Source organism: Chryseobacterium indologenes, assembly GCF_002025665.1.
GTDB classification, from domain to species: domain Bacteria; phylum Bacteroidota; class Bacteroidia; order Flavobacteriales; family Weeksellaceae; genus Chryseobacterium; species Chryseobacterium metallicongregator.
In genome coordinates, this window is the sequence record NZ_CP018786.1 from 1,538,757 (window position 1) to 1,558,602 (window position 19,846).

The following is a 19,846-nucleotide window of genomic DNA, read 5'->3' on the forward strand; positions in this document are numbered from 1 at the left end:
ACCGCCCTAACTTATATTATTACTATTTATGAAGAAATTACTACTATTAAGTCTATTTTTAATAGCTTCCATTATGAATGCCCAGGTAACACTCGGCAGTGGGACGTCCCAGGGCGGATACGTCCCGGTTGATGTCAACTACGGATATAACTACACCCAGCAGATTTTTACTAAAAGTGAAATTAATGCGAGTGCTGCAGGTACTATTACCGGGATGAAGTTTTATCTTCCGAACAATGCTGATATTTCAAAATCTGTAGATTGGGTAGTGTATGTAGCTCATACGACCAAAACTTCTTTTTCCAGTACATCGGATTGGATTCCTGTGTCTGGTATGACTCAGGTTTTTGCGGGTACTGTAAGTGCTTCAGGAGGAGAAGTGATTGTCAATTTTACAACTCCTTTTGCTTATAACAATACAGATAACCTTGTGTTTGCTATAGATGAGAATACTGCTGATTATACAGCAACCACAAACAAATTCTACACCTATACCGGACCTTCTAATTCAACGCTGTATAATAGAAGTGACACTGTAAACCCAGACCCGGCATCACCTCCAACAGGATCAAGAACAACAACAAAATCAGTTACAGGTCTGTTGGGACTTACTCCGGCAACAGCTCCAGCTTGTCCTGCAGTTTCTGCACCTGCTACTGCAGCAACCAATGTTTCTGTAATGCCTACGATTACCTGGACTGCTTCCAACTATGCTTCATCATATAAGATTAGTATAGGAACAACACCTGGAGGAACAAATGTTATGAATATGCAGGATGTAGGAATCACAAACTCTTACACTTTAACCAGTTCTTTGAGTTTCAATACTCAATATTACTATACAGTATATGCTGTAAATTCTGCAGGTACTTCTACAGGATGTACAGAAAGATCTTTTACCACAATGGCTACATTGGGATGCCCGTCTGTGAGCGCACCTACAAGTGCTCAGGTTGGTATACCTGTATTACCTACTTTCTCTTGGTCTGCTGTAAGCGGAGCATTAGGATATAGATTAAGTATTGGGACATCTGCGGGTGCTTCCAATGTTTTGAGTAATTTTGATATGGGAAATGTTACTGCTTATACCCTTACTTCTGCGCAGCAACTGAATCCGACAACTCAGTATTATTATACTGTTGTAGCTTATAACGGTGGTGTAGTATCAACAGGGTGTACTGAAAGAAATTTCACGACTACTGTAGTACCTCCGGCAAATGATAATTGTTCAGGTGCAGTGGATGTAACAGTAAATCCTTCTTTAACCTGTACTGCTACAACTCCTGGTAATACTTTGGGAGCTACAGAATCTATGGCTGCAGGTACTTGTTTCGGAGGCCCGAATGATGATGTATGGTATAAGTTTACTGCAACGGCAGCAAGTCATGTAATAGCGATATCTAATATAACTTCTACCGGAACTACAACAGGAACTACTGATATGTATTTCCAGGTATTGTCAGGAAACTGTGGTACTTTGACAAGTCTACTGTGTTCTGATGCTGAAACAAATATTGTTACCGGTCTTACTCCGGGACAGACTTATTATGTAAGAGTTTATACTTACTCTACTACGGTTACAGCTAATGCGAGCTTTAATATTTGTGTAAGTACGCCGCCACCGCCACCAGCAAATGATGACTGTGCTAATGCTGTGGCAATTACAATCAATCCTGATATGAGCTGTACAAGTATAACATCAGGAACAACATTAGGAGGAACAAGTTCAGGAGTTGCTCTTGGATCTTGTTCAGGAACGGCTGATGATGATGTTTGGTATAAATTTACTGCAACAGGAACAGGTCATACTTTTCAGTTGAAGAATATAGTTTCTGTTGGAACTGCTTCTACGACATCTTTGTATGCTCAGGTATTCAGTGGTGCTTGTGGAGCTTTGGTAAGTACTACATGTATCAGCTCAAATACAAACTTTACAAACTTAACAGGTCTTACAGCGGGTCAGACTTATTATGTAAGAGTGTATACGTATGATGCTAATTCGGGAGCGAGTTTTTATGCAAATTCTTTTGATATCTGTATGGGAACACTTCCTGCTGCTCCTGCTAATGATGAGTGTTCAGCTGCTGTTTCCTTATCAGTAAACTCTACTTTGACATGTGCTACACCTGTATCGGGAACAACTTTAAGCGCAACTAACTCAGGGTTGGCGGTAAGTCCATGTACAGGAACGGCTGATGATGATGTTTGGTATAAATTTACCGCTACAGGTACTGATCATGTAGTAATGCTTTCAAATGTTACTGCGGTTGGAACTTCTACATCAACGAGTTTATACACTCAGGTGTTCAGTGGTGTTTGCGGTACTTTGACAAGTATTAAATGTGGTACTTCTGTAAATACTCCACTTACTGGTCTTACTGCAGGTCAGACTTATTATGTGAGAGTTTATAATTCTAATACGAATGGTACTACGCTGTATGCTAATAGCTTCAATATTTGTATTGGTACGCCTCCGCCACCTCCTGCAAATGATGACTGTGCAAACGCTACAGTTCTTTCTGTGAGCAGTACTGATGCTTTCCTAAACGCTGTGAACGGTTCTACTGTAAGTGCTACTCAGAGTTCAGGAGTTACAGCTCCTACATGTAGTGCATCTGGAATCAATGATGATGTTTGGTATTCGTTTACTGCAACAGCTGCTACGCATCTTGTACATGTTTTATATACTGATAATGCAACAAGTACACAGATATATTCTGGAACATGTGGGGCTTTAACAGCTATGACTTGTTTTGATGGTGCTTATGGAAATTCCAACATATTGTTACAAAATCTTGCTGTAGGTCAGACATATTACGTGAGAGTGTATTCTTCTACAAGTACGGCAACTACAACATCTAATTTCCAGATTGCAGTGACTACTCCTTCGCCTGTAGTTAATGATACATGTGATACAGCTACTGCGATAGCTTGTAACGGAACAGTTCAGGGTGTAAATGCACTGGCTGGTGATGAAACTCTTCCTGCTTCATCATGTGGTAGTACAGGTTCTACTGCATCTTATAAAGGAGTGTGGTATACAGTAAAAGCTACTGAAAATGGGCCTATTACTATTGATGCTTGTGGTACACAATATGATGCATATCTAAGAGTATACACGGGTACTTGTGGTTCACTTACTTGTTTTAGTAATAGTTCTGGTGTAGGGTATGCTGATGCCGGATGTACAGTTTCTCTTTATAATGCTCCTACATTAACCTTTACAGGAGTTGCTGGTACTACGTATTATATCTTGCTTACAGGATATGCTGCAACCAGAGTTGGTAACTACAGTATTTCAGTAACTCAAGGCTGTTCTGGTCTTGCAACAGCTGAGGTTGAAAAGAAAAATAATGAGATTAAAGCTTATCCTAATCCATTTGTGGATGTTCTGAATATCTCAGATGCTTCTAAAGTAAAATCTGTTTCAATTGTTGATGTTTCCGGAAGATTGGTGAAAACCATTGATAATCCTTCTTCTGAACTTCAATTGAGAGACCTGAAACAAGGAATGTATTTAGTAGTATTGAATATGAAAGACGGATCTAAACAAACGGTTAAGGCAATTAAAAGATAAAATTTATTAATCATATCCTATGAAACGGCAGCTATTTGGCTGTCGTTTTTTATTATTATTTGTGGTGTAGATGCCTACAGATCTATCATTATTTCTTTTTTTTAAAACTTAAAAAAAGATGTTTCAAATTATTGTAAATTCGTGGATGTATTAATAACCAAAAACTTATACATGAAGAAAATCTTATTTTTATGCTTACTAATGGTAAGTATTGTACTAAGTGCTCAAATTAAATTAGGTGCAGGAAGTACAGACGTGGGTAATGCGCCAGTTGGTAATGCTTTTAGATCTTATTCTCAGCAGATTTATACAAAACAAGAGATCAATGCTGATGCTGCAGGTAATATTACAGGACTTAAATTTTATGTAGCGCCTTCTGCTAACATGGGGTATGCCGCACAATGGGATATTTATCTTGGGCATACAACGAAAACTACTTTTGCGGCTAATGATAACTGGATTCCAACAGGGCCGATGATAAAGGTTTATTCAGGTACGGTTGCTAATACAAATGGTGTGATAGATATTACTTTTACAACTCCATTCCCGTATGATAATGCCCAGAATTTAGTAATTGGAGTTCATCAAAAGATGTTTAATGATATTCCTCCTAATCAGTTTTTTGTTTATAGTACTACAGAAGGGGGAGGGGTTTTTACTAATTCTCCAGTCTATTCAGGTGATCCTTCAACGAGTTCAAATGGAACGCCTTTGCCTTATAAATCTGTAGTAAGCCTTCAGGGTTTGGTACCAAGTGTTTTACCTGTTTGCCCTGCTGTTTCTTACCCTGTTAATAATGCAATCCTTTTACCCACTTCTCCGGTTATTACCTGGGCTGCATCACCAGGAGCTACAGGGTATAAGGTTTCTATAGGGACTACTCTGGGAGGAACGGATGTGGTTGATCAGCAATCGGTAGCTACAACAAGTTTTACTCCATCATCTCCACTATCGGTTTATACAACTTATTATCTGAGTGTAAATGCTGTTGGGTTGGCTGGTGAGTCTTCCGGTTGTGTTAATATCAAATTTAAGACGGGAGCATTGCCTCCATCTAATGATGAATGTACAAATGCTGTGGATTTAGTTGTTAGTCCAACTATGGATTGTACAAATTTTACTCCTGGTACAAATTTAATGGCGTCTGTATCTAATCAGGGGCAAAATTCATGTATTAATTCTTATAGTCATAATGATGTGTGGTATAAATTTACTGCTATAGCTTCCAAACATATGATTAAATTAAGTAATATAACCTCCGTAGGAGAAGTAAATAATAAGTTTATATATTTTTCTGTTTTTAAAGGAAGCTGTGGTAACTTAACAACTATTGCATGTAGCGACGAACCTCAATATTATTCAATTGTAAGTAATCTTACCCCGGGTGAAACTTATTACGTAAAAGTGTTTACTCGTGCTAATTATGGTGCTGCTCAAAATTTTGATATATGTGTGGTAACGTTTCCGCCACCACCAGTCAATGATGAATGTGGAAATGCTATAGACTTACCTGTAAATCCTGATTTGAATTGTGCAAGCATTACTCAAGGAACTATTATATCCGCGACAGATTCCAGTCTGTCACCTGTTACTTGCTATAATAGTCCTAATTATGATGTATGGTTCAAATTTACAGCAACAGGTAATAAACATGTTATTAAATTAAGTAATATTATCTATAAAGTCCCGGTATTTTTTGCTCCTACTTTACGTTTTCAGGTTTATAAGGGGGATTGTAATAGTTTAGCTAGTCTTTCTTGTTCTTATCTGAATGCTTTGGTTGTAGATAATCTTACAGTAGGAGATACTTATTATATAAGGGTTTATAGTAGTTCGACGCAACAATCCAGTGCTATGGATTTTGATATATGTATAGGGACAGATAATACACCACCTCCTCCCAATGATGAATGTATAAATGCCATTACTTTGCCTGTAAATTCTGATGTGAATTGTTCCGTTGCAACAGCTGGTAGTACAATGGGGGCTACAGCATCGAATATATCAGCTCCTACATGCAATGGTGTTGCAAAACCGGGAGATGTCTGGTTTAAGTTTACGGCTACCGCAACAGGTCATTTGATTCAATTGAAAGATTTGGTTTCTCTTGGGGTGCAGTTCGGTAATGAAATCTACTTTCAGCTTTTTAGTGGTGATTGTGGTAACCTTACAAGTATTAAATGTTCCCATCGTATGGGCGGGGTTTCCGGGCTTACAATAGGCCAAACTTATTATATAAGAGTATTTAATACTAGATACCCAAGTGAAGTTGTCGGATTTAATATATGCATTGGAACATTGCCGCCGGTTCCAGTTAATGACAGTTGTTCCGGAGCTTTGGTTGCTTCTGTATTTCCTTATAGTTACACACAAACAGATGCGTTAGCTGCAACTAATAATAATGGATTTGTTACAACTTGTAGCCCGGCAATGAATGATGGTACATGGTTTACGTTTACAGGGGACGGTTCTACTCATAAAATTATAGTATCACCTATAGGAAGTGAATTTCCTAAGGTTGGAGTTTATAAAGGAGGGTGTGGAAGTTTAACTTGTATTACCATAGGTTGGCATTCTACACCAATATCGATTGATACTGTTCCGGGAACTGTGTATTATGTGAATGTTGGGAATGAAAGTTCAACTGTGGATTTTTTAGAATTTCCTTTTACAATTACTATTTCCAAAGGGACTTTGGGAGTTTCTGAAGTTTCTAAAAACGGAGAAAGTATAGAGGTTTATCCGAATCCATTTAGAGATACCCTGAATATTGCAAAACCAGATAAAGTAAAATCAGTTTCCATTCTTGATTCTGCCGGAAGATTGGTTAAAACAATTGAAAAACCTTCCTCTGAACTTCAGTTGAGAGATCTGAAAGAAGGAATGTATTTAGTAGTGCTGAATATGAAAGACGGATCTAAACAAACCGTTAAGGCTATTAAGAAATAAATAATTTCTTTTAAAAATAGAAAAAAGAGACTGTTCAATTGGAGCGGTCTCTTTTGTTTATAAGGGTAATTGTCTTTTGTTGAAAGAAAATTTGTATTTGTTGTCATATGATGAAAAAAATATTTTTTTTATTGTTGATTTTCACTAGATTTGATTAACTAATACTGATTTATATGAAAAACTTTTTACTCGTTGGTTTCTTAATAACTGGCTTTTTATCCTCTGCGCAAACCTATTGTACGCCTGCGTTCGCTAGTGGCTGTAGTGGCGGGGATGTGATAGATTCTTTTGCAATTCCGGGAGCGGGATTTGATCATCCGAATACAGGTTGTTCTACTGATGCATATGGAGATTATACTTCTATGACGATTAATCTCAGTGCAGGTTTAAGTTATGATTTTAGCGTTAAACATGATTACAGTGATCAGAATGTTCGTATCTGGATAGATTTCAATAACGATGGAACTTTTGATGATGCAGCTCCGGAGCTTGTAGCTTCTGCAAGCAGTACGCTTGTAGGAGGTGATAATATTACAGCAGGACTTATAACAATTCCTTCAACTGTAACTCCAGGTACTTACAGAATGAGATTAGGGGATAGATTCTCCGGAGATCCTATTCCTTGTAATACAGATGGATATGGAGAAGCTCATGATTATACAGTAGTAATTGGGGCGGTTCCGACTTGTTTTGCTCCGACTGCTTTAACAGTATCTGCTGTTACGGCAAATTCAGCTCAGGTAGGATGGACAGCTCCGTCTTCTGCACCAGGAAGCGGCTATGAGTATTATTATTCAACTTCCAGTACGTATCCAACTGCTGCAACAGTAGTTTCAGGGGCAAGCAGTGGATTAACTGCCAATCTGTCTACACTTGCACCAGCTACTACTTACCATGTATGGGTGCGTTCTGTATGTAGTTCTTCTAATAAGAGTGCATGGTCTCAAATGTCCACATTTATGACCTCGTGTGTTGCTGTGGGAGTACCTTATGCATTGGATTTTGAAAGTATAACTCCACCAGATATGCCAACTTGTACCTCGGTAGTAAATGATGGGGCAGGAAATATGTGGGAAACAGGTGATCTTGATGCTCAGGGATTTACAGGGAATGTTCTTCAGTATTCTTACGACTATGCAGAGAATGCGAATACCTGGTTTTTTACCAATGGAATTAATCTTACTGCAGGAGTGACCTACAGAATTAAATATAAATATGCCAATGCGGAAGGAACTGTATATGCTGAAAAACTGAAAGTTGCCTATGGAACTTCGGCTACAAGTGCAGGAATGACCAATACATTAGCAGACCACTCGGATATTGTTATCAGTACCGCAACAAGTGCTTTTGCGAACTTCACACCAACAACTACGGGAGTGTATTATTTTGGATTCCAGGCCTATTCTGATGCTAATATGAATCAATTATACGTTGATGATATTAATATAGATGTAGCACCGGCTTGTAGCGAACCTAATGCATTAGCTGTTTCTAATATTACCGCTGCAGGAGCTACAGTTTCCTGGGCAGCAGCCACTCCGGTTCCGGCTAGCGGCTATGATATTTATTACAGTACAACCAATACAGCACCTACAGCAACAAGTACCCCTAACTTTACAGGAGTTACTGCAACCACTTATAATATTCCAGGTTTAGCTGCTTCCACTCCTTATTACGTATGGGTAAGATCTGCATGTAGCGCAACAAGTAAAAGTATATGGAGTGATTCTGCTACCTTTACAACATTATGTTCAAGTACGAATATTCCTTATACAATAGATTTTGAAAACGTTACTGTTCCAGATCTACCTGGTTGCACAAATAATGTTAATGCGGGAACAGGAAACGATTGGGAAACAATGGATCCTCCTTCCGATAGCCAGGGATTCACTACCAATGTATTGAAATACCAGTATAACTCTTCCAATTCTGGTAATGCATGGTTCTTTACACAAGGATTGAATTTGACAGCAGGAGTGCAGTATACCATCAGTTATAAATATGGTAATAACTCATCAACCTATGTTGAAAAATTGAAGGTAGCATACGGAACTTCACCAGCTGCAGCAGCTATGACAGGTTCTATTGCAGATTATCCTTCAATTAATGATGAAATGGCTCATACAGAATCTATAACGTTTACTGTGCCTACAACAGGAGTGTATTTCTTTGGATTTAATGCGTATTCAGATCCAGACCAGTATAATCTGTATATTGACGATATCAGTATTAATAATGCGAACCTGGCAACAGCTGAAGTTGCTAAAGCGAAAAATAATATCCAGCTTTATCCTAATCCATTTACGGATGTATTGAATATCTCTGATGTGAAAAATGTTAAAAATGTAACGGTAACAGATGCTACAGGAAGATTGGTGAAAACTATTACCAACCCTGAATCTACAATCCATTTAAGAGATTTGATGCAAGGAGTTTATTTAATAACACTTGAAATGAAAGACGGATCCAAGCAGACTATTAAAGCTATTAAAAAATAATTCATCATTTAAATAAAAAAAGGGAAGGCGGGTCATTGATGATCCGTCTTTTTTTTATGAAGATTGAATAGAATTTGATTTGAAAAATATTGATGAAAAAAGATGAGCAAAATATTTTACTCATCTTTTTTATTTTATTCTGTGGTTGTTATTGATTATCAGATATTTTACATCGCACATTACCCATTGCTCAATACTCATCATTTATTGGGTACAGGCTGTATTTCTCCTTTATTCATAAGGTCAAATACGGTAGGGAAGAACATTGCTAATATAAAGTAGATGATGATCATCAGTACAATCAGTGCAAAAAGAATAATCACTAAGCTATTCGGTCTGTTTTTCTTTTTTGGTTCCATGATTTTGTGGTATTTTGTGAATAAATTTTACTTATACCAAATATTAAGCTAATTTCTTGCCACATTTCTTACAATACCTTGCATCATCATCAATATCATCATTACCACAGCGGTCACATACTATTTCCAGGTTCTGTCTTTTGTTTCTCATTTCGGCTGTTACAATTCCGGTAGGAACTGCAATAATGGAATAACCCGCCAGCATAAGAATAACAGCAAAGAACTTTCCTAAAGGCGTGATAGGCGATACATCACCATAGCCTACAGTAGTTACTGTAACAACTGCCCAGTAGATGGATTGGGGTATTGTTTCAAAGCCTTCTCTTCCGCCTTCTACCATAAACATAAGTGATCCTACAATGACTGAGAAAATAATCAGAAAGAGGAGAAAGATATAAATTTTCCTTGAACTGTTTTTTAATGCCCTTACAATAAAATACCCGTCATTCATAAAATCCAGCAAGTTGAAAATTCTGAACACTCTCAGCATTCTCAGCATTCTGAAAATGAGAAAATATTTAGTAACCGGGAAAATAAAGCTTAGAAAAAAAGGAACAAGAGCCAGGAAATCTATAATTCCGAAAAAACTGAATATATAGTTCCGTTTATTTTTTACCACCGCAATCCGCATAGAATATTCTGCTGTAAAAAAAATAGAGATGATCCATTCGAGAATCAGAAAGGTATAATGGAATTTTTTATCAAGCTTTGGTACACTTTCCATCATAATGATAGCAGTACTGGCAAGAATTAAAGACAATAATATGATGTCGAACAGTTTTCCAAGCTTCGTATCGGAGCGATAAATTATCCGGTAAAGGAATCTTTTCCAAAGTTTGTCTTCAGGAATCAGATTATGTTCTCTTTCCATTTATATAAGGTTATTTCACAGCGAAGTTAATAATTTCTATAATGTATACGGTAAATATATGATTGTTAAAAGAATCTTGCAAATGTTAAAGAAAAATCTATCATTAAAAAGTGAATTATAGTATGTTAATATTATGATTTTCAATGTGTTGTATTTAGTAAAATACGAATAAAATATGACATATAAAAATTAAATTTTTAACATTTTTTTGTCCAAGTTTGTAATTTTATTCTACAAAAGCTTTATATCATGAGAAAAATTTTAACCTTGTTTATTCTGTTTATAATAAGCAGTTTTGTTAACGCTCAGGTTGGGATTAATACTTCAGCACCGAATGGGGCTTCAGTACTGGATATAGTTTCCAACCAAAAAGGAATTCTTATTCCTCGTCTTACAGATACTGACCGGGATACTAACCTGGCAGATAACGACGTTTCCACAGTACCTCCTGCAGGTGTGGTAAACCCTAACCTTACTGCAGGAACCCTTATTTTTAATACGACAACGAATAATTTCCAGTATTGGGACGGTACCCTCTGGAGACAGCTTTTTGTTCCCACATCTTCTCAGGCTGGTAACGACGGTGTCGTTAAAATCAATTCTGGAAACGCAAATGTAAAACCCTCATTCAGTTTAAGTGCAGCAGGAAGCGGCTACGGACCAAGACAACAGGTACTGTATGCTACCCCGTTAGTCTTTGCCGCAAGCCCTACTACAAGCTGGCCGGAAACCACAGTTCCCTTTCCGGGAGTTACCAGTAATATCTATATTGCAGCCACCGGTAAATGGAGAGAAAATGAAATTAACGGGCAGGTTCACGTTTGGAGAGCAATTGCTACCATCACTCCGGGGTCTAACTCTTCAGGATCAATAAAGGCTACCTTAAAAAATCCCGATTCTGGTTTTGAAATTAACTCTATCCAGTTGGTACCGAGTGGTTCCAGTGGAACAGGGAATATTCTTACCTTTTATTTCTATACCATTGCAGACCCGGCGAGTCTTGATCCGGGAAGAGGATATCAACTTTTTATGGAATCCGATATCAACTGTAATGTAGTGGTAGAATCCTTTACAAGAGTATCTCTTTTCAAAGATTAACAGTCTTTTTTAATATCAAAATAAAACCGGTTTATGAAAGCCGGTTTTTTTATGGGTGTGGAAATTTTTCCCGTAAAATTAATATCTTCGCTGTAACTGTAAAATATAAAATTAATGAAGCTAAAAACTGTAATTGCAAAGATTGAAGAGGAAATAAGTATCAGACAGGCTGAAGATTTTGATAATGTAGGATTACTGTGTGGGGTTTATGACCGTGATGTATCAGGAATTCTGGTTTGCCATGATGCGTTGGAAAATGTGGTTGATGAAGCTATTGAGAGAAACTGCAATCTGATCGTTTGTTTTCATCCCATTATATTTTCCGGATTAAAATCTTTAACAGGGAAGAACTACGTAGAGAGAGCTGTTTTAAAAGCTATTGAAAATAAAGTAGCTATTTATGCCATCCACACCGCATTTGATAATGATTTCTTTGGAGTGAATCATGGGATATGCAGTCAGTTGGGATTAAAGAATATGAAAATTCTTCAGCCTAAAGAAAATAATTTAAAACAGTTGACGGTTTTTGTTCCCAAAGACTATTCAGAAAAAGTGAAAGAAGCCATGTTCTCAGCTGGAGCAGGAAATATCGGATTTTATGATGAATGCAGTTTTACAGTGAATGGTAACGGAACATTCAGGCCTGTAGAAGGTTCAAATCCGTTTTCAGGACAACAGGGAATTCGCGAAAATGCGGATGAAGATATGATCTCTGTGATTTTTGAAGGTTTTAAACAAGGGCAGATTGTAGGCGCTATGAAGACAGCGCACCCTTATGAAGAAGTAGCCTATCAGGTTTATAATCTGGATAATAAAAATCATCATGCCGGCTTGGGAATGTACGGTGATCTGGAAGAAGAAATGAATGAAAAAGATTTCCTTGGATTTGTAAAAGAAAAATTTGGTTTGGAAGTGATAAAACATTCCTCTTTTAACAATAAAAAAATCAAAAGAGTAGGGGTTCTGGGAGGCTCAGGAGCAAGTGGAATACGATCTGCAGCTGCCAAGAAATGTGATGCTTACCTTACCGGAGATCTTAAATATCATGACTATTTTCTCGCTGAGTCTAAAATGCTGATCTGTGATATAGGACATTATGAATCAGAACAATTTGTTACCCAACAATTATTTGAAATTTTATCACAAAAATTTAGTACATTTGCAATTTCAAAATCTATTGAAAAAACAAACCCAGTAAATTATTTCATTTAAATATGGCAAAAACCAACGATATTTCAGTTGAAGAAAAATTAAGAGCTTTATACGATTTACAGATCATTGATTCAAGATTGGATGAAATCCGAAATACTAGAGGAGAATTGCCAATTGAAGTTGAAGATCTTGAGATTGAGATTGAAGGTCTTGAAAAAAGAGCTGAAAAATTTCATGCTGATATCAAAGATCAGGACGATCAGATCAAAACAAAGCATGAAGTAATTAACCATGCTAAAACTTTAATTGAGAAATACAAATCTCAGCAGGATAATGTAAGAAACAATAAAGAGTTTGAAGCATTAGGGAAGGAAATGGAATTCCAGGATCTGGAAATTCAGCTTGCTGAAAAAAGAATTAAAGAATTCGGAGCTAAAATCGCTCACAAAAACGAAACTTTAAGCGAACTGAACTCTAAGATCGATGATTTGAAAAGCCACTTGAAATTCAAGAAAGAAGAATTGGATGGTTTGATCTCTGAAACGCAGAAAGAAGAAGAATATCTTTTAGAGCAGTCTAAAGAATTTGCAGGTAAAATTGATGAGAGATTATTAGCTTCTTACAACAGAATCAGAACTAACTCTATCAACGGTCTTGCGGTAGTAGGATTAGAAAGAGGAGCTCCAAAAGGATCTTTCTTCACTATCCCTCCTCAAAAGCAAATGGAAATTGCTCAGAGAAAGAAAATCATCATTGATGAGCACTCTGGAAAAATCCTTGTTGATGATGAATTGGTAATGGAAGAAAACGAAAGAATGAAATCTGTAATTAAATTCTAATTATTGGTTTTGAGTTATACGAAAGCTGTTTCAGAAATGAAACAGCTTTTTTGCGTTATATAGTATATTGTTTTGAAAATTTGATTAAAAAGATAAAATAGTATTTATTTTCATTATTTGTTGTTAATATTTTTAATTAAATGTTAAAATGTTAAATTATTAATAATGTATTTTATTTATTTGTATATTTGTTGTAATGAAAACTACTGAAGTGTTTTTTGTTTTTTTAATAAATAAATTTCAGTAGGAGATAAATAAGCAACTCAGTTTTATAGATTATTACAAAAGTAAAATACTTTTAATTATAGTTTCATTCATATAATCAAAAATGATTTTTTATAAATAATATCATTTGGATATTCTGATATTAATGTATGTAGAACCCAAAAAAATTATATGTAATGAAAAAATTATTGATGGGATTTTTATCTCTTTTGAGTTATTGCCTTTTAGGGCAGTTAGGGAATGTCGGTATTAATACATCTACTCCTGGAAGCACATTAGAAATTAACGGAAGTCTTTCAGCGCAATACCGTTTGATTTCTACGAATTACAGCATGGGTATAACGGATTATTATGTAGCTTATAACGGTAGCTCAGCGGGTACTGTAACACTGCCGGCTGCTACAGTTGCTTATCCTGCACAGGGGCATATTAAAGGACGCGTGTATTATATTAAAAACACGGGTACATCTAGTTTATCTGTAACGGCTAATGGAAGTGAGCTAATCGATAATCAGATGGGATTGCCTGTGTCATCCATTGGTTTAGGACAGGGTTGGTTTGTCATGTTAATCAATAATGGTGATACAGGCGGTGTGGTCACTTGGGAAGCAGTAGTTATAAACCCCAATAATACTATTAATACTATTATTAGTATGTCAACAAACTCTACTTATAATTTACCTTCTACAGCCAGTTTTAATTCTGGTATTCCACAGGTATTACCTTTTACTGCAGGTGAAGTGCAAATCAATCAAGGTTCAACAGCCTCATGGGATGCAGGGAACAATCGTTTTATCATTAATGAAACAGGTATCTATGAACTTGATGCCCTGTCTTATTTTGGAGCAGGAGGTACTGTAGGGACTAGTAGCTACATAGGAGTTAATCTTAGTATTACAAAAAATGGAACGGCTATAGCCAATGTTGTTGCCGGTACCCGTGCAAATATAGGGCAGCTTATTGCTGGAGCAGGAAATACCCCTATTTCATTCCATTGTCTGGTAAATTTAGCTGCTGGTGATGTTATTTATTTAACGATGTATAGGGGTACTTTTGACTCTGCTATAGGAACAGTACAGTCAGAGGCACCTTCGGGAGTGTCTGAATCTCGTCATTTCAGCCTGAAAAAATTATAAACTATCCGGGGATAGTTTATATATAAACACAAACCGCTTCAGAACGAAGCGGTTTTTATTTTATTGATGATCATACATCTTATTATAAAGGGCAATAAACTTTTCTTTTACCGCTTTTCTTTTCAGTTTCAACGTTGGAGTAAGCAATCCGCTTTCAATGCTCCATACTTCAGGAGTAAGCTCAATTTTTTTGATTTTCTCCCAGTTTCCAAGGTGCTCATTGATGCCGTCGATTTCTTTTTCAATTCTTTGCTTTAATTCAGGGCTTTTTGCAATCTCTTCCGGTGTAGCACCAATGTTCAGATTATTTCTTAAAGCCCAGTTTTTGGCAAATTCAAAATCAGGCTGTACCAAAGCACACGGCATCTTTTCACCATCACCTACAACCATGATCTGCTCTATGAATTTTGAAGCTTTTGCTAAGTTTTCAATAGTCTGTGGAGCGATATATTTTCCGCCGGAAGTTTTAAACATTTCTTTCTTACGGTCAGTGATCTGTAAAAATCCGTCACTGTCGATATGTCCAATGTCTCCGGTTTTAAAGAATCCATCCTCTGTAAAAGCTTCTTTCGTCATTTCTTCATTCTGGAAATATCCTTTGAATACGGAGGGTCCTTTTACCGTAATTTCACCGTCTTCCTGAATTTTAACTTTTAAATTATCCAATGGAATCCCTACGGTTCCCACTTTCATCTTATCAAAGCTGTTGACAGAAATTACCGGAGAGGTTTCTGTTAAACCATAGCCTTCCAAAATAGGAATTCCCGCATTCTGGAACATTAAGTTAAGCCTTGTAGACAATGCCGCAGATCCTGAAACCAATGTCACAATTTCACCTCCTAAACCTTCTCTCCATTTGGAAAATACCAATTTATCTGCAATGATTTCCTGAAGTCCGGATGGCTTTGAAATGGTTTTCTTCTTGCTGATTAAGTTCAGCGCCCAGAAGAATATTTTTGATTTTAATCCTCCTGCAGAAGATCCTGTATTGTAAATTTTGTCATATACTTTTTCTACCAGCCTTGGTACTACCGTCATATAATGAGGCTTCACTTCTTTTACGTTTTCACCCATTTTCTCAATGCTTTCCGCAAAATAAAGAGAAAAACCGTTGTACTGATACAGATAGAACAGCATTCTTTCAAAAATATGGCAGATAGGAAGGAAGCTTAATGCTCTTGTTTCCTTATAATCCAGACTTCTTTTCTTGGGAATTCTCGGAATGGCTCCCAATACGTTTGAAACAATATTATTATGGGTAAGCATTACTCCTTTCGGTCTTCCGGTAGTTCCGGAAGTATAAATAATGGTTGCAAGATCTTCTGTATTGATCGCATTAGAAAGGTCATCCACTTCAATTTGTGTAGATTCATCTTTACCCAGATCCAGAATTTCTCTCCAGTTGGCAGCACCACTAATATTATCAAAAGTAAAAATGCCCTGTAAACTTGGGATATTATGCTTTACTTTCATTACTTTATTCAACAGCTCTTTATCAGAAACAAAACAATACTGAATTTCAGCATTATTGAAGATGAATTCATAATCTTCAGGAGAAATACTTGGATAAACCGGTACTGAAACAACGCCGATCTGAGAAAGTCCAAAGTCCATAATAGCCCATTCTGTGCGGGAATTTGTGGTAATCAAAGCGATCTTATCACCTGGTTTTATACCAAGCTTCAATAATCCTCTGGATATCTTATTTCCCTCATTAATAAACTCCTGTGTAGAAGTTTTTTTCCACTCACCATGATATTTTGTTACAAACATATCCGTTTTAGGATATTTTTCTAAAGCATAGTGTGGAATATCGAATAATCTCTTGATCGTCATGATTTTTTACGTAATTTATAAAGAAATTTAAATATAAGCATTTTTTTTAATTGAAAACATTTGAATGTAATAATTAGGAATTAGTTAAATGCTTACCATAATATATGGAATCAAAAAGGAGGCCGGAAGCCCTGAAAAGGGGATTTTATATTTTGAACTGATCATTTGTGAATGTTTATGGTTCTGAAGGTATCCGGTATTGTTTTTATCTCTCACCATTTCGAATCCCAAAACACGCATTCACTGGCATTAAACGCTCTTCAACTTCCATTTTCTGTGCCTTTTTCCTGCTTTCAATTTAATTTTTTCAGATTTGCTTAAAAAGTGTAAATTTACGGCTATCTAATTATTTTTTTTATGGACTTTAATTTATCGGAAGAACAGCTGATGATTCAGCAGGCAGCAAGAGATTTTGCACAGAACGAACTTTTACCTGGAGTGATTGAAAGAGACCGTGACCAGAAATTCCCTGCAGAACAGGTGAAGAAAATGGGAGAAATGGGACTTTTAGGAATGATGGTAGATCCAAAATACGGAGGTGCAGGAATGGACAGCGTTTCTTACGTGCTTGCCATGGAGGAAATTGCAAAAGTGGATGCTTCTGCAGCTGTTGTAATGTCTGTAAACAACTCATTGGTTTGTGCCGGTCTTGAAAAATTCGCTTCTGAAGAGCAAAAAGTAAAATATCTTACTCCACTGGCTAGCGGTCAGGTTATCGGAGCATTTGCATTATCTGAGCCGGAAGCAGGTTCTGATGCAACTTCTCAGAAAACTACTGCTGAAGACAAAGGAGATTACTACCTTTTAAATGGTATCAAAAACTGGATCACTAATGGTGGAACAGCTACTTACTATATCGTAATTGCACAGACAGATCCTGAGAAAAAGCACAAAGGAATCAATGCTTTCATCGTTGAAAGAGGATGGGAAGGATTTGAAATTGGATTAAAAGAAGACAAATTAGGAATCAGAGGAAGTGATACTCACTCTTTGATCTTTAATAACGTAAAAGTTCCGAAGGAAAACAGAATTGGTGCTGACGGATTCGGGTTCAACTTTGCTATGGCAGTATTGAACGGAGGAAGAATTGGTATTGCTTCTCAGGCTTTAGGGATTGCTTCAGGTGCTTACGAACTGGCATTGAAATATGCTAAAACAAGAAAAGCTTTCAAAACTGAAATCATCAACCACCAGGCGATTGCATTCAAATTAGCTGATATGGCTACTCAGATCACTGCTGCAAGAATGTTATGTTTCAAAGCTGCTTGTGAGAAAGATGCTGGAAAAGATATTTCTGAAAGCGGAGCTATGGCAAAATTATACTCTTCTCAAGTGGCAATGGATACTACTATTGAAGCAGTACAGATTCACGGTGGATACGGATATGTGAAAGAATACCACGTAGAAAGATTAATGAGAGATGCAAAAATCACTCAGATCTATGAAGGAACTTCTGAAATTCAGAAAATCGTGATCTCCAGAAGCATCGCAAAATAACATTTTATAAAACACACTACCTATGAAAAAATCTTTGTGGATCACCCTTGGGGTTGTACTGCTGTTACTGGGCGTATTTGTCTGGTATAAATACTATTTCGTTTTCGGAGAAGGAGTAAAATCCGGATACCTGAATTATGCTATGAAAAAAGGTTATGTTTTCAAAACTTATGAAGGCAAGCTGATTCAGGAAGGTTTTGGAAGAGGAAAAACAGGAACAATTACAAGCTATGAGTTTGAATTTTCTGTAGATGATCCCGAAGTTTTCAAACAACTGGAAACCAACAGCGGTAAAACTTTTGACCTGCATTACAAAGAGTATAATGGCGCACTTCCCTGGAGAGGAAACACAAAGTTCATTGTAGATAAAGTAGTGAATATGAAATAAAACAAATAAGGCTCTCAATAGAGGGCCTTATTTTACACCAAATCACAAAATATTAATATATGAAATAAAATTTCCAAATTTATTTTTGAACCTTGTTTCCCAACGAAGATTCTTTACATTTTGCTTATACTTAAAGTTAAGAGTTATTTTTCTAATAAGCAAGCACTTTCTTTTAACGTTTGATAAAATTAAACATAAGAATCGAACTTCAATTCTAAACCTCATTAAAAAAATATTAAAAATCTACCCTTAGGAAAGATTGAAACCTAGTGAGAATCGTTATTAGGAATGTTTCTGTTCTTCTTTTTATAGAAATAATATCCAATACCGGCAATCAGGAATAAAGGCCATAATGGAAGGATAAACAGGAATATGGAAGTAATAACATCCCAGCCGGATTCAATGGCAGCCAGTGATTTTCCGCCAAAAGTTTTAGGCTCTGTTTCTGTTTTAGCTTTATCGCTGATATTTACATTGATTGTACAGATGGTATTGTCAGCGTAGTTTCGTCCTGAAACCTGAATATCTTTCGTATCAATATCTCCAATATTGCTATTGATAGCCTCCATTAGCCCATCAAAATGTTGCATAGGAACTTTGATGTCAAGGCTGTATATTTTTTGATCTTCTCCATGAGGGCTGGCGGATTCTACATAAGAAAGATTTTCACTTTTGATATAGCCGTTATTTCTGTTCGCTTCTTCCCTGATAATTTCCTTTACCGTTTCCACATTCTCTGCGGTTATAGAAAGATATCCTGATTTTATCATTTTATCTTTAGGCATATTCAGTTCGTAACTGTCATTCTTAGGCTTTTCTTTATAAATGATTTTGGTTTCTTTAATAACCTTTGGTGCTGGAGTTTTTGCTGCAATTTTTTCAGATTTCTTTGCTATAGAATCTTTTTTCTCTATTTTGGATTCCAGTTTTGTATTGACCATTTTATCAGATAAAGAATCTACCATTTTGGAAGTGTTCTCTATCTTTTGCTGGATGTCATTTTTAGTATTCTCAAAGTCTTTTATTTTAATATTAGCAGAATCCATAACCTGGTCTACTGTTTTACTGGCATTTTCAACGGTTTCTGTAGCAACTGTGGCCGCACTGTCGGCTGAATGGATTGCTTCATGTATTTTATCCTGTGTAGCTTCCGCTTTTTTACACATAATGAAAGTGCTTGCTACAGCAGCGAGTAAGATGAACTTTTTCATAAGATTAATTTTTTTGATGAAGTAAAGTTAGAAGGGAAGTTCTTGTAAAGATTGTAAATGAAATGTATTGTGCTGGTAAAATTGTAACTATTGTATTTTCAGTCTTTTGTATTTGTTTTACAAAAGATTTACAAGGCGTTTTTCTTAGTTTTGATGGGGTGAGAAAAGAATTTATACTTCGTAATGCAGCATTTAATAACAGCATTTTAT

General features: G+C 36.3%; 13 protein-coding genes. 9 read left to right on the forward strand and 4 right to left on the reverse strand.

Annotation, left to right across the window (positions count from 1 at the left end; all coding sequences use genetic code 11):
* Positions 1–28 precede the first annotated feature (28 nt).
* From BUE84_RS06965 to BUE84_RS06975, 3 genes are all read left to right on the forward strand, one after another.
* A complete protein-coding gene (locus BUE84_RS06965; RefSeq protein WP_079241007.1) occupies positions 29–3,577 on the forward strand; it encodes a T9SS type A sorting domain-containing protein in 3,549 nt (1,182 codons plus the stop codon).
* Positions 3,578–3,748: 171 nt separating this feature from the next.
* On the forward strand, positions 3,749–6,526 hold the full coding sequence (locus tag BUE84_RS06970; RefSeq protein WP_079241008.1) for a T9SS type A sorting domain-containing protein: 2,778 nt from the start codon (positions 3,749–3,751) through the stop codon (positions 6,524–6,526).
* 173 nt (positions 6,527–6,699) lie between these two features.
* On the forward strand, positions 6,700–9,024 hold the full coding sequence (locus BUE84_RS06975; RefSeq protein ID WP_079241009.1) for a GEVED domain-containing protein: 2,325 nt from the start codon (positions 6,700–6,702) through the stop codon (positions 9,022–9,024).
* A 200-nt stretch (positions 9,025–9,224) separates the two neighbouring features.
* Here BUE84_RS06975 and BUE84_RS24390 read toward each other — a convergent pair whose 3' ends face one another.
* A complete protein-coding gene (locus tag BUE84_RS24390; RefSeq protein ID WP_156106430.1) occupies positions 9,225–9,383 on the reverse strand; it encodes a hypothetical protein in 159 nt (52 codons plus the stop codon).
* 43 nt (positions 9,384–9,426) lie between these two features.
* Positions 9,427–10,254, reverse strand: coding sequence for an ion transporter (locus BUE84_RS06980; protein WP_079241010.1), 828 nt, complete (start codon positions 10,252–10,254; stop codon positions 9,427–9,429).
* Between the two features lie 249 nt (positions 10,255–10,503).
* On the opposite strand from BUE84_RS06980, the gene BUE84_RS06985 reads away from it, so the two are divergent.
* The 4 genes from BUE84_RS06985 (at position 10,504) to BUE84_RS07000 (ending at position 14,704) form a co-directional block, all read left to right on the forward strand.
* The gene (locus BUE84_RS06985; protein WP_079241011.1) at positions 10,504–11,352 is read left to right on the forward strand and encodes a hypothetical protein; all 849 of its coding nucleotides are present in this window, start codon (positions 10,504–10,506) and stop codon (positions 11,350–11,352) included.
* A 114-nt stretch (positions 11,353–11,466) separates the two neighbouring features.
* Complete coding sequence (locus tag BUE84_RS06990; protein ID WP_079241012.1) at positions 11,467–12,564, forward strand: Nif3-like dinuclear metal center hexameric protein; 1,098 nt, start codon at positions 11,467–11,469, stop codon at positions 12,562–12,564.
* Between the two features lie 2 nt (positions 12,565–12,566).
* Positions 12,567–13,343 (forward strand): zinc ribbon domain-containing protein, encoded by a 777-nt coding sequence (locus BUE84_RS06995; RefSeq protein ID WP_034695298.1) that lies wholly within the window; start codon positions 12,567–12,569, stop codon positions 13,341–13,343.
* 401 nt (positions 13,344–13,744) lie between these two features.
* Positions 13,745–14,704 carry a hypothetical protein gene (locus BUE84_RS07000; RefSeq protein WP_145953219.1) on the forward strand — a complete coding sequence of 320 codons (960 nt, stop codon included), beginning with the start codon at positions 13,745–13,747 and terminating at the stop codon, positions 14,702–14,704.
* 60 nt (positions 14,705–14,764) lie between these two features.
* Here BUE84_RS07000 and BUE84_RS07005 read toward each other — a convergent pair whose 3' ends face one another.
* Positions 14,765–16,540, reverse strand: coding sequence for an AMP-dependent synthetase/ligase (locus tag BUE84_RS07005; RefSeq protein WP_079241014.1), 1,776 nt, complete (start codon positions 16,538–16,540; stop codon positions 14,765–14,767).
* Positions 16,541–16,897: 357 nt separating this feature from the next.
* On the opposite strand from BUE84_RS07005, the gene BUE84_RS07010 reads away from it, so the two are divergent.
* Positions 16,898–18,037, forward strand: coding sequence for an acyl-CoA dehydrogenase family protein (locus BUE84_RS07010; protein ID WP_034695304.1), 1,140 nt, complete (start codon positions 16,898–16,900; stop codon positions 18,035–18,037).
* 22 nt (positions 18,038–18,059) lie between these two features.
* On the forward strand, positions 18,060–18,425 hold the full coding sequence (locus BUE84_RS07015) for a hypothetical protein (protein WP_034695305.1): 366 nt from the start codon (positions 18,060–18,062) through the stop codon (positions 18,423–18,425).
* Between the two features lie 266 nt (positions 18,426–18,691).
* Here BUE84_RS07015 and BUE84_RS07020 read toward each other — a convergent pair whose 3' ends face one another.
* Positions 18,692–19,636, reverse strand: coding sequence for a DUF4349 domain-containing protein (locus BUE84_RS07020; RefSeq protein ID WP_079241015.1), 945 nt, complete (start codon positions 19,634–19,636; stop codon positions 18,692–18,694).
* Between the last annotated feature and the right edge of the window lie 210 nt (positions 19,637–19,846).

Bases quoted from the DNA above. Each gene is read 5' to 3' on its own strand.
- BUE84_RS06965 (WP_079241007.1), top strand. From the start codon at position 29: ATGAAGAAATTACTACTATTAAGTCTATTTTTAATAGCTTCCATTATG.
- BUE84_RS06970 (WP_079241008.1), top strand. From the start codon at position 3,749: ATGAAGAAAATCTTATTTTTATGCTTACTAATGGTAAGTATTGTACTA.
- BUE84_RS06975 (WP_079241009.1), top strand. From the start codon at position 6,700: ATGAAAAACTTTTTACTCGTTGGTTTCTTAATAACTGGCTTTTTATCC.
- BUE84_RS24390 (WP_156106430.1), bottom strand. From the start codon at position 9,383: ATGGAACCAAAAAAGAAAAACAGACCGAATAGCTTAGTGATTATTCTT.
- BUE84_RS06980 (WP_079241010.1), bottom strand. From the start codon at position 10,254: ATGGAAAGAGAACATAATCTGATTCCTGAAGACAAACTTTGGAAAAGA.
- BUE84_RS06985 (WP_079241011.1), top strand. From the start codon at position 10,504: ATGAGAAAAATTTTAACCTTGTTTATTCTGTTTATAATAAGCAGTTTT.
- BUE84_RS06990 (WP_079241012.1), top strand. From the start codon at position 11,467: ATGAAGCTAAAAACTGTAATTGCAAAGATTGAAGAGGAAATAAGTATC.
- BUE84_RS06995 (WP_034695298.1), top strand. From the start codon at position 12,567: ATGGCAAAAACCAACGATATTTCAGTTGAAGAAAAATTAAGAGCTTTA.
- BUE84_RS07000 (WP_145953219.1), top strand. From the start codon at position 13,745: ATGAAAAAATTATTGATGGGATTTTTATCTCTTTTGAGTTATTGCCTT.
- BUE84_RS07005 (WP_079241014.1), bottom strand. From the start codon at position 16,540: ATGACGATCAAGAGATTATTCGATATTCCACACTATGCTTTAGAAAAA.
- BUE84_RS07010 (WP_034695304.1), top strand. From the start codon at position 16,898: ATGGACTTTAATTTATCGGAAGAACAGCTGATGATTCAGCAGGCAGCA.
- BUE84_RS07015 (WP_034695305.1), top strand. From the start codon at position 18,060: ATGAAAAAATCTTTGTGGATCACCCTTGGGGTTGTACTGCTGTTACTG.
- BUE84_RS07020 (WP_079241015.1), bottom strand. From the start codon at position 19,636: ATGAAAAAGTTCATCTTACTCGCTGCTGTAGCAAGCACTTTCATTATG.